The sequence below is a fragment of the Bacteroides faecis genome (assembly GCF_020091505.1).
Taxonomy (GTDB): Bacteria; Bacteroidota; Bacteroidia; order Bacteroidales; family Bacteroidaceae; genus Bacteroides; species Bacteroides faecis.
Map to the genome: position 1 here is coordinate 816,346 of NZ_CP081916.1, position 12,318 is coordinate 828,663.

Below are 12,318 nucleotides of genomic sequence, written 5' to 3' on the forward strand. Positions count from 1 at the left end.
TTAGAAACATGAAAAACATGCATTTTAGTGACAGCATACTCAGATATGCCGTTCTATTGATTTGCTTCCTTCCAATGGCTCTCCATGCCCACAGTGCGCAAGGAAAGAGGATTATTCTCAAAGGTCAGTCCATCACCATGCAACAGGCTATTCAGTTGATTGAAGAAAATAGCCAGTACACGTTCTTTTTCAAGTCCGGTGTCATCACTAATGACGAAAAGAAAGATTATGATTGCGAAGGAGATATCAACGAAGTATTAAAAAAAGTATTTAGTAACAGTGGTATCGACTATGTCATAAAGAATAATGAGATTATTCTTAAAAGTGCAAAGTCAGATGAAACCCAACAGCCCAAACCAGGAGCGAAGAAATCAGAAATCGTAGGTGTAGTAATCGATGCTAACACGGGTGAATCAATTATTGGAGCTTCTGTACAAATTAAAGGAGCTGCAACAGGAGTGATTACTAACATTGACGGAAAATTCACGATTATGGCTAGTCCGTCGGATGTCATTATCATTTCTTATGTGGGTTATACCCCAAAAGAAATCAAGATTGGTTCACATAAAGTATTGTCAATTGAGTTGACTGAGGATGCTAAACAGCTGGAAGAGGTAGTTGTTACAGCCTATGGTACCGGACAAAAGAAAGCCAGTATGGTCGGTTCAGTTGAAGCGATCAAACCGGCAGAATTAAAGGTTCCATCCACCAACTTGTCTACTGCATTTGCCGGACGTCTGGCGGGTGTTGTCGCAGTGCAGCGCAGTGGTCAGCCAGGTGCTGACGGTGCCAACTTTTGGATTCGTGGTGTCTCTACGATGAATGGGGTTACTGATCCACTGATTATTCTGGATGGTATACAAGTAAGTTCAGGTGACCTGAACAATCTTGACCCCGAAATCATCGATAGCTTCTCCATTCTGAAAGATGCCACAGCAACAGCTATGTATGGTACTCGCGGTGCCAATGGTGTAATGATTGTGACAACTAAGTCGGGTATGAACCTGGATAAGCCAATCATAAACTTCCGCATGGAAGGACAAATATCCCAACCAACCAGCACACCGAAATTCGTAGATGGTGCTACATACATGGAACTTTTCAACGAAGCCGTCAATAATGACAACAGCGGTGATGTACTCTACAGTAACGAAAGGATTGCAGGAACGCGTGCCGGACTAGATCCGTACATTTATCCAAACGTAAACTGGTATAACGAACTGTTCAAAGACGTTTCTTACAGTGAAAAATTCAACTTCAACATCCGCGGTGGTGGAAAACGGGTAGACTACTTCTCCAGTATTTCTATCAATCACGAATCGGGTATGCTGAAAAATCGTTCAAAGGACTTCTTCTCATACAATAATAATATTGATGTGATGCGCTACAACTTTCAGAATAACATCAATGCCAAATTGAGTAATAGTTCTAAATTATCATTGCGTCTGAACGTACAGTTACGCAATATGACTACTCCCAATCAAGGAGTAGGGGCAATCTTCAGCAATGCCATGAATACATCGCCTGTTGAATTTCCGGTCTATTTCCCGGATGACGGTGAAACTCCTTATATCAAATGGGGAGCAACAGAGCGTGTAAATGCCGACTACCAGACAAACCCGGTGGCCCAGGCCGCTACAGGTTACAATAAGTCATTTGAGAGCACAGTGATTGCCGCCTTGGAATTCAATCAGAAACTAGACTTCCTGACAGAAGGATTAAGTTTTAAGGCGTTAGCTTCATTCAAGAACTGGTCAAGCTCTACCAATGCACGCGCCGGTAAATGGAACAGATTCGCATTGACAGGATACGAAGAGGACGGTAATGGCGGCTATACCTATACTACCAGTCGCATCGGAGACGAATTCCAGACAGACTTGACTACAACCAATTCAACTTCCGGCGACCGCCGTTTCTATTTAGAAGGAATGCTGAATTATAGCCGCACTTTTGACGAACATGATATCAATGCAATGTTTATCTACAGCCAGGACGAATATGTAAACAATGTACCGGGCAACGGAAACTTCATCGGTTCATTACCCAAACGCAAACAAGGAATTGCAGCACGTGCTTCTTATGCTTATGCAGGAAAATATATGGCTGAAGTGAACGTTGGTTATAATGGTTCGGAAAACTTTGCAAAAGGGCATCGTTTCGGTCTTTTCCCATCCGTTGCCGTAGGTTACAACATTAGTGAAGAAAATTTCTTCAAACCTTTGAAAAACACAATCAGTAAATTAAAACTACGTGCTTCATGGGGATTGGTGGGTAACGACCAGATTAGCGATGCACGTTTCCTCTATATGTCTCAAATCAATTTAAGCGGAAAAGGATTTACCACAGGTGTCAATCAGAATGTAACCTACAGCGGTCCGGTATATCAACGTTATGCCAACGAAGATATCACATGGGAAGTTGGAGAAAAGATAAATTTCGGAGTTGACCTACAATTATTCCGTTCTCTTGATTTAACATTCGACATCTTCCGTGAAAATCGTCGCGACATCTTCCAGGAGAAACAAACCGTACCAACTTATATGGGTACGGCATCCACCAAAGTATATGGTAACTTAGCCGCTATGCGCAACCAAGGATTTGAACTGGCAGCCAGCTATAACAAACAGTTCAACAAAGACTGGTTCGTCAGCTTTAAAGGAACTTTCACCTATGCACATAATGAAATCACCAAATATGATGAGTCTCCCAAATACCCTTGGCAGTCAAAAGTAGGGGCGAGTGCCAATATGAATGCCATTTATATCGCTGACGGGCTCTTTATTGACAGTGAAGATATTGCACACCATCAGCAACAGCTGGGTTCAACGATCGTTCCGGGCGATATCAAATACGTAAATGTATCAAGAGACTGGTACGGATATGACGACAATCTAACTGATACAGACGACTGGGTATGGGCAAAATATCCAAGTGTACCTGAAATTGTATACGGTTTCGGTCCATCTATCAAATGGAAGAATCTGGACTTCTCCTTCTTCTTCCAGGGAGTAGCCAAAACGTCTTTCATGGTAAAAGATATGCACCCGTTCGGTGATAACTCATTGCGCAACGTACTTTCATGGATAGCAGACGAACGCTGGAGTCCGGACAACCAGAATACCAATGCGACTTATCCGCGTTTATCTAGAAAGACCAATGCTAACAATACAAAGTTGTCTACCTACTGGCAACGCAACGGAGCTTTCCTAAAATTAAAAAATGCAGAAATCGGCTATACTCATAAAAATATGCGTATATACATCAGTGGCTCCAACTTGCTAACGTTTGCCCCCTTCAAGCTATGGGACCCTGAACAAGGTGGAGGTAGCGGTCTTTCATATCCTACCCAGCGCGTATTCAACATTGGATTCCAAATGACTATTAACAACAAATAATACCTGAGAAACATGAAAAAGCATATTTTATATTTACTGTTCTTCTTGTCAGTAATGGGATTGAATACTTCCTGTAACTACCTGGACATCGTTCCTGATGAGACAGCCACAGAAGCAGATGCTTTTGCAAACCCACGTGCGGCATTAAAATATTTGTACTCATGCTACGGTTACCTCCCCCAATCTAATATGGTTCAGGGATGTATGGACTTCACCGGAGACGAGACTATCAGTCCGTTTACCGAGACTTACGTAAAATTTGCAGAAGGTTCTTACGACTCCAGCAATACGATTATCAGCTACTGGAATACACTGTTCCAAGGTATCCGTCAATGCTACCTATTGAAAGCTAATATCAGTTCTGTTCCTAACATCAGCAAGGACGAAATAGACCTTTATACAGCAGAAGCAGACTTCCTGATTGCTTACTTCCACTTGTTATTGATTAAATGCTACGGGCCGACTGTCTTGGTAGAAGAACTCCCGGCACTCGATACACCGGCAGCCAACATGCTCGGACGCCGTCCTTACGATGAATGCATCGATTGGGTAGCCAACTTGTTTGATGATGCTGCTCAAAGACTGCCTGCTACACGTAGCACTGCTGATTATGGACGAGCCACCAGCGTTGCTGCAAAAAGCCTGAAAGCGCGTATGCTGCTTTATGCCGCCTCACCGCTATTCAACGGAAACCCTGACTATGCAAATTTCAAGAATCCCGATGGTGAGCAATTACTGTCAACCACTTATTCGGAAGAGAAATATAAGCGTGCCGCAGATGCAGCATGGGAAGCGATCGAACTGGCAGATGCTGCTCATTATAAACTTTATGAATCAACTTCCGTCAGCACCTCTTATCCGGAGCCAAATGATCTGACACAACGTAGTTTACGTATGACCTTCATAGACAAAGAAGACTACGGTGAAGTGATCTTCGCTGAAACCCGCAAGGCCGGAACCTACAGTATCCAACGTAAATCGATTCCCTACTTCCCCCGTGGTTCATGGAATGGTATCGCCCCCACTATCACAATGATCGACCGGTTTTACACAGCCAATGGATTGCCGATTGATGAAGATCCGGAGTTCAACATTAACAACAAACTGGACATCGTGACTATCCCGGATGGTACCACTTATGCTGTACCGGGAAGACAAACGCTGTATATGCATATGAATCGCGAGCCCCGCTTTTATGCATGGGTTGCTTTTGAAAACGGTTATTATGAATGCCGTACTACTGAAGAAAGATATGCGTATAGTAGTTTCTGGGGTGCCAAAGCTTCAGATGACAAATGGATAACCGGCTTCTTGGCAACAGAAAACTGCGGTGTCAGAGCCGATGACGGAAAAGTCGTTACTGCTGCCCGTAGTCAGAACTACTCTAAAACAGGATATCTGAACAAGAAAGGAGTGCATCCGGGTACAGAAGCTAACATCAACCAAGTAGAACCGACCATCGAATATCCCTGGCCTATCATTCGTCTTGCCGAACTTTACCTGAATTATGCCGAAGCTTGTGTAGGATACGGTAAAGAAGGTTATCCCGAAAAAGGAATGGCCTATCTGGACAAGGTACGCAAACGCGCCGGACTTAAACCCGTATTGGAAAGTTGGGCAAAGGCCAAACAGCCTTTGACAAGCTACGACGGTCAATGCGGTCCTGACGGCAGAGTGATGAAAATTGTCAGACAGGAACGTATGATCGAGCTTTACCAGGAAAATCATAACTTCTGGGATATTCGCCGCTGGAAAATGGGAGAAACCTATTTCAATGTCAAAGCACGTGGCCTGAACATTCTTGCCGAGAGATTGGAAGACTTTGCCAAGATTGTAGAGATACAGGACAAACGTACATTCGATGCTCCCCGTCAGTATCTGATGCCTATTCCTGCAGGTGAGGTCAGCAAAAATCCAAACATGGTGCAGAACCCGGGTTACTAATCAATGATGAATAACAACTATAAAAAAACAATCTGATTATGAAAAAGATACTTATGGCGATGTACCTTATCGGAGGATTGGCCATGCTTTTCTCCTGTAACGATGACAGTTCATCGTATCCGACACCCAGCGACATCGACAATCTGAAAGCGACTCCCGGTCCCGGACAGATTAATTTGAGCTGGACGACGCCTGCCGATGAAAACCTCTATTATGTACAAGTAGAATATAGCATCGAAGCAACCGGTAAATCGTACAGAAAACAAGTCAGCCAATATGCCAGTGAACTGGTGATAGATAACCTGTTACAAAAATACGGTGAAATCGACTTCACCGTACAAGTCTTCAATCGTGGCAATACGGCAGGGCCCAGCCACCAAATAACGGCTCAGGCTGAAAAAGCCAGTCCCACTTTCGGCACTCCTGTGAAACTGGCACTGGATGGCAAGAAGATATGGACCAATGCCCCCTTCCCTACCCGTCCGGTAACGGCTTTGGTAGATGGAGATATTACAAACTTCTTCCATTCTCAGTGGCAAACGACAGTGGCAATGCCTCATTACCTCGTGATAGACTTAGGAGAAGAAGTCAGTGCTATCAAGTTCCGTTCAACCAATACGAACCGTCTGGCAGACAGCTCGTGGAAAACGATTAATTTATATACGAGCGATGATTACAATCCGGCCCAATGGTTTGATGGTGTGAAATTTATAAATGGAGACAGTGTCGATATCTCACAGGCAGGCACTCATAAGGAAACCACTTTGACGGAACTTCCCGACGGAACAAGTGAAGTATATAATTCCGAAATAATCCCTTTGTCAAAACCTTCCCGATATCTTTGGTTTGAAGTGACAGAGACTACTAAAGGCACCTCCTATTTTGCACTGGGAGAATTGGAAATCTACAAATGTTCAATGGTCGTACCGGAATAAAAACACAAATGAAGAAATATACACTGCTTTTCTTTCTACTATCGTTTCTGCCATGCCTGTCTACGGCATGCTCTGACGATGACGGCTCTTCAACCCCCAATTTAACCGTTGGGAAAGAGACAGTTGACTTTAATTGTGAGTCCGGTAGCCAAAGTGTAGTTATCACTACCAATGTGGATACCTGGATAGTCAAATCAGATAAAAATTGGTGCCACCCGTCAGCAGACGGGAAGGCACTAAAAATATCTGTAGATGAAAGCGAGGAACGGTATGTGCGCAAAGCAACTGTTACCGTCATAGCTGCCGACCAGACGAAGACAATCACCGTACGCCAGTTGGGATACGAACCTGCCATTCTCGTTGACCAGCCCAGCTTTGAGGTAGGGGTAATCGGTGGAGAAATCCAGTTTGACGTGACGACAAATGTAGAAGTAAAATTCACTTTGCCTGAATGGATTACTGAGAGACCTGCCAGCCGCGCACCAGCCACAGTCACCACTACACACACTTATGTGGTGAAAGCGACCGTACTTGACAATCAGCGTCACGGCAACATCGAAATAACAGAAGTACTACCGGCCATTGATACCGAACAGGCAGAGCCTGTGAACGCATTCGTATCTGTTACCCAAAAAGGACTCAACGAATTTGCCGAAGGCAACGGAGAAGATGTAAAGGGCGACATCAAGATTAAAGTAGTAAGCGGAACGGCTTCTTCTTTTCAACCCGGCAGTGACATCGAGAAATCTTTTGACGGAGACTACTCGACACTTTATCATTCCAGCTGGAGTAATGGTGCAGGCAACTATTTCCCCATCACACTAACCTATAATTTTGAAACAGTCACAGATATCGATTATTTGATCTACCATCCACGCAGCAGCGGAAACAATGGCAGATTCAAAGAAACAGAAATACAATATTCAGTAGATGGTCATACATTTACCAAACTCTTAGAAAAGGATTTTCAAGGTTCGGCTACAGCAGGCAAAGTTGCATTCGACCAAACGATACAAGCGAAGTCTTTCCGCTTCATCGTGAAAAGCGGTGCCGGCGACGGACAAGGATTTGCTTCATGCGCCGAAATGGAATTCTACGCAAAGAATCCCGTAAATTTTGATTATTCGACTCTATTCACAGACGCAAGTTGCAGTGAGCTAAAAAACGGTATTACGGAAGACGACATTGCGAAGTGCGAATACCCATTCTTTAAGAATATAGCTTATTATATGATTAAAGGTAAGTATCCCGCAGAATTCCGTATTAACGAGTTCAAGGCATATCCTAATCCGGATATCCAGTCGGCAACCCATAAGACAAACCCTTATAGCCAGCTGGACAATCCAACCGGAATATCAGTCAGAGCAGGTGAAAGCCTGATTGTTCTGGTGGGAGACACACACGGCTATGACATCGGACTGCGGGTACAGAATCTGGATGCGCCCGGGAATGACGGTTTTGGTGGAGTGACCTACTTACTGAATCAGGGAATCAACAAGCTTACTATCAGCGAGCAAGGGCTGGCATACGTGATGTACGTCACGAATACTCTGGACGATCCGAGGGCAACTCCTATCAAGATTCATTTTGCTTCGGGAAAAGTAAATGGCTACTTCGACTCACAAAATCCGGAACATACCGGACGTTGGTCGGAATTACTCAACAAAGCAACCAACCGGTATTTCGATGTACTGGGGAAATATGCCCACCTCACTTTCGAAACGAGCGACCTCAAAACGTACGCAGGCTCCAAAGGAGATGAACTGATAAACCTCTATGATAAGATCGTATACAGTGAACAGCAGTTACTGGGATTGGAGAAATACGACAAGATGTTCAGGAACCGGATGTACCTGAATGTTATGTATCACTCCTACATGTATGCAACAGCCTATCACACAGGTTACAACCGGACAACAATGAACGAAATCTGCAATCCGGAAAGGCTAAAGACAAGCGGTTGCTGGGGACCTGCCCATGAGATAGGACATTGCAACCAGACACGTCCGGGAGTGTTGTGGGGCGGTAATACGGAAGTGACGAACAACATCATGTCCGAGTATATACAAACGACCATTTTCGGCCAGCCATCCAGAATACAGGTCGAAGACATGGGACTTGTCTACAGAAACAGATACTCCAAAGCCTGGAGTGGAATTATCGCTGCCGGGAGCCCGCATGCCGATTTCCAGAATGTAGGGAATAATGCCAACGATGTATTCTGCAAACTCGTTCCTTTCTGGCAATTAGAACTCTATTTTGGAAAAGTACTGGGCAAGACTCCGTTACAACAAGCAGACAAAGGAGGTTTTTATCCGGAAGTATATGAATACGCCCGGAATAAAGACTACACCGGAATGAGTCACGGAGAGATTCAACTGGACTTTGTATATGCCTGCTCTAAGATTTCCGGCATGAACTTACTTGATTTCTTTACCAAATGGGGATTTCTCACTCCGGTTGATAAAGAACTGGATGATTACGGGAAAAAGCAACTCACCGTAACACAAGACATGATAGACGCCCTCAAACAGAAAGTAAACGCACTGGGAGGTACCCAGCCGGATGTCGCTTTAGAATACATTTCGGATAATACGTACGAACTGTATAAAACGAAACCCGCCATTATAAAAGGAGAGAATGCTACTCATTCTCCCAAAACATTTACGGTAGGTTCCGGCGATAATGCCGTCACTTATAACGGTGAGACGATCACCATAAAGAACTGGACCAATGTAGTGGCTTACGAAGTGAAAGATGAAACGGGTAAATTTGTCCTTATCTGTAGCGGTGAAAACACTCCTTCGTCAGTAGACACATTCACGATTCCGGTTCGCTGGAAAGAGGGATTCAAACTAAGTGCCGTTTCTGTTACAGGCGAACGTATAGAGATTCCAATGAATTAATCGTATCTCAGATACATTCAATATAACTATTTATCGGGTTAGGTATCGAAGGGTGTCCGCAGGCGGGCACCCTTCCGTTTATCATAATCATACGTAATACAATCGTAGCACATTTGTTACGCGTTCTTCAATCAACTGTAAAGAGCAAGAAACGTCAAGCCTCTACTTTTGCAGCAAATAATTAACGCACGCCAACATTTATGAAACGATTTCTCAGATTAGTCTCTTTGACCCTTTTAATCATGAGTACAAGCGGAAACACTTTTGCAGAGGAAAAAGTAAACGCAGCCAAACAAGGCACGATCCGCGGACGCATAGTAGACACTTCCAAACAAATCCTTCCGGGAGCCTCCATTTACATCGAAAAATTACATACCGGAGTGACAAGCGACGTCAACGGTTATTATACATTCGCCAACCTTACGCCGGGCACATACACAGTAAAAGTCAGCTATGTAGGTTATTCTCCCGTCGAAATGAAAATCACCATTCCGGCAGGAAGAACACTCGAAAAAGACGTAGTACTCAACGAAGGACTCGAACTACAGGAAGTAGTGGTAGGCGGTGCTTTTCAGGGGCAACGCCGCGCCATCAACTCACAAAAGAACAACATGGGAATCACCAATGTCGTTTCAGCCGATCAGGTCGGCAAGTTTCCCGATTCCAATATCGGCGACGCACTCAAACGTATCAATGGCATTAATGTACAATACGACCAGGGTGAAGCCCGCTTCGGACAAGTTCGCGGTACCTCCGCCGATCTTAGTTCCGTGACCATCAACGGCAACCGCCTCCCTTCTGCGGAAGGCGACACCCGTAACGTCCAGCTCGACCTCATCCCCGCCGACATGGTGCAGACAATCGAAGTGAACAAAGTCGTTACCTCGGACATGGACGGAGACGCTATCGGCGGCTCCATCAATCTGGTGACGAAAAGCACGCCTTACAAACGGATGTTCAGTGCTACAGCGGGAACCGGCTACAACTGGATCAGCCAGAAAGCTCAGCTGAACCTAGGATTCACTTACGGTGACCGATTTTTCAATGATAAATTAGGAATGATGGCCGCTGTCTCCTATCAGAACGCACCAGTAGGATCGGACGATGTGGAGTTTGAATATGACGTCAACAAAAAAGGTGAAGTAGTCATGGTGGAAGCGCAGAAACGCCAGTACTACGTGACCCGTGAGCGCCAAAGCTACTCCCTGGCTTTCGACTACGACATCAACCCGAATCACAGACTGACCCTGCAAGGTATCTACAACCGTCGCCACGACTGGGAAAACCGCTATCGTGTCACCTATAAAGACTTGGATAAAACGGGACTGGACGATGAAGGAGATATGCAGCAATCCGCCCAGATCGAGACGAAAGGAGGAACACCCAACAACAGAAACGCACGTCTGGAATTACAGCAAACAATGGATCTCAGTCTGAGCGGTGAACATCAGTTTGGAAAGCTGTCCGTCAACTGGGGAGCCTCTTATGCCCGTGCCAGCGAAGACCGCCCGAACGAAAGATATTTCAGCCTGAAACAAGACTTCCTCGGCTTTACTGTCGTAGATGCCGGTGACCGTTTCCCTTACGTGACAACGGATGTCAACCTCCACAATGGAGAAGTAGACGGTGAAAGAGGCAAATGGAAAGTGAAGGAACTGACCGAAAGCAATCAGGAAATCTATGAAAAAGACCTGAAATTCAAAGTTGACTTCGAACTTCCGCTGACAAACGGCATTTATGGCAACAGCCTTAAATTCGGAGCCAAATACGCTTCCAAGACCAAAGACCGGACTACCCTCTGCTATGATTACGCAGATGCGTACAAGGATGCTTTCGACAAAGATTATATGAATAACCTCACCAGCCAGATTCGCGACGGATACATGCCGGGAGACCAATATAAAGCAACCGACTTCGTATCCAAAGAATATCTGGGATCACTCGACCTCAGCAGTTTGGAAGGGCAACAAGTACTCGAAGAATCCTCCGGCAACTACCACGCCAGAGAAAACGTAACTTCCGCCTTCTTCCGCTTCGACCAGAACTTAGGAAAGAAGATGAAAATGATGGCAGGCCTGCGTATGGAAGCCACTCACATCAAATACAACGGCTGGAACTGGAATGTAGCCGACGACAAAGAGGAGACAGAAACCCTCGAACCTACCGGAAATCATAAAAACAGCTACATCAACTGGCTTCCCAGCCTCTTATTCAAATACGATGTGAACGATGACTTAAAGCTCCGAGCTTCCTTTACCGAGACACTGAGCCGACCGAAATACTCCGCGCTGATCCCATGTGTCAACATCAACCGCAGTGACAATGAACTGGTTATGGGTAACTCCGACCTGACTCCGACCATCTCCTACAACTTCGACCTTAGTGCCGATTACTATTTCAAAAGTGTCGGTCTGGTGAGTGCAGGTGTATTTTATAAGAAGATCAATGACTTTATCGTCGATCAGGTAATCGGTGACTACACCTACCAAAACAACGAATACAAGAAGTTCACCCAACCCAAAAACGCCGGCGACGCCGATCTGCTGGGAGTAGAACTGGCCTATCAGCGTGACTTCGGATTCATCGCTCCCGCACTGAAATGCATCGGTTTCTACGGTACGTACACCTACACTCACACCCGAGTGAACAACTTCAACTTCGAAGGTCGCGAGAACGAAAAAGACCTGTCTCTGCCGGGATCACCCGAACATACAGCTAATGCTTCCCTCTACTTCGAAAAGAAAGGCCTCAACGTACGCCTCTCCTACAACTATGCTTCAAGCTTCATCGACGAAATGGGAGAAGTAGCAGCCCTCGACCGCTACTATGACGCAGTAAGCTACATGGACCTGAATGCCAGCTACACATTCGGAAAGAAGATAAAAACAACGTTCTATGCAGACGCTACCAATCTGCTGAACCAACCGCTCCGTTATTATCAAGGTACCAAAGACCGTACCATGCAGTCGGAGCACTATGGTGTAAAGATTAACGCCGGTGTGAAAGTCAACTTCTAACGACTGGAAAGAAGACAGCATCCGTTCCTTTAAAAGGAACACCCCGTTGGTTTAAAAGGAACGGGGCGTTGGTTTAAAACCAACGGCACCTTCCTTTTAAACCCCAAAAACAGAGAATCTC

Annotated in this window: 5 protein-coding genes; all 5 read left to right on the forward strand. The window is 45.2% G+C overall.

The genetic code is table 11. The features are described from left to right. Positions 1-17 precede the first annotated feature (17 nt). The 5 genes from K6V30_RS03780 (at position 18) to K6V30_RS03800 (ending at position 12,197) form a co-directional block, all read left to right on the forward strand. Positions 18-3,395 carry a SusC/RagA family TonB-linked outer membrane protein gene (locus K6V30_RS03780; RefSeq protein ID WP_055271470.1) on the forward strand — a complete coding sequence of 1,126 codons (3,378 nt, stop codon included), beginning with the start codon at positions 18-20 and terminating at the stop codon, positions 3,393-3,395. A 12-nt stretch (positions 3,396-3,407) separates the two neighbouring features. Continuing rightward, positions 3,408-5,339, forward strand: a complete 1,932-nt coding sequence (locus K6V30_RS03785) for a RagB/SusD family nutrient uptake outer membrane protein (RefSeq protein WP_055271472.1) — start codon at positions 3,408-3,410, stop codon at positions 5,337-5,339. A gap of 38 nt (positions 5,340-5,377) precedes the next feature. Continuing rightward, complete coding sequence (locus tag K6V30_RS03790; protein ID WP_055271474.1) at positions 5,378-6,274, forward strand: DUF4959 domain-containing protein; 897 nt, start codon at positions 5,378-5,380, stop codon at positions 6,272-6,274. Between the two features lie 8 nt (positions 6,275-6,282). Next, positions 6,283-9,180 carry a M60 family metallopeptidase gene (locus K6V30_RS03795; RefSeq protein WP_055271498.1) on the forward strand — a complete coding sequence of 966 codons (2,898 nt, stop codon included), beginning with the start codon at positions 6,283-6,285 and terminating at the stop codon, positions 9,178-9,180. Between the two features lie 200 nt (positions 9,181-9,380). After that, positions 9,381-12,197 carry a TonB-dependent receptor gene (locus tag K6V30_RS03800; protein ID WP_055271476.1) on the forward strand — a complete coding sequence of 939 codons (2,817 nt, stop codon included), beginning with the start codon at positions 9,381-9,383 and terminating at the stop codon, positions 12,195-12,197. Positions 12,198-12,318: the final 121 nt, after the last annotated feature.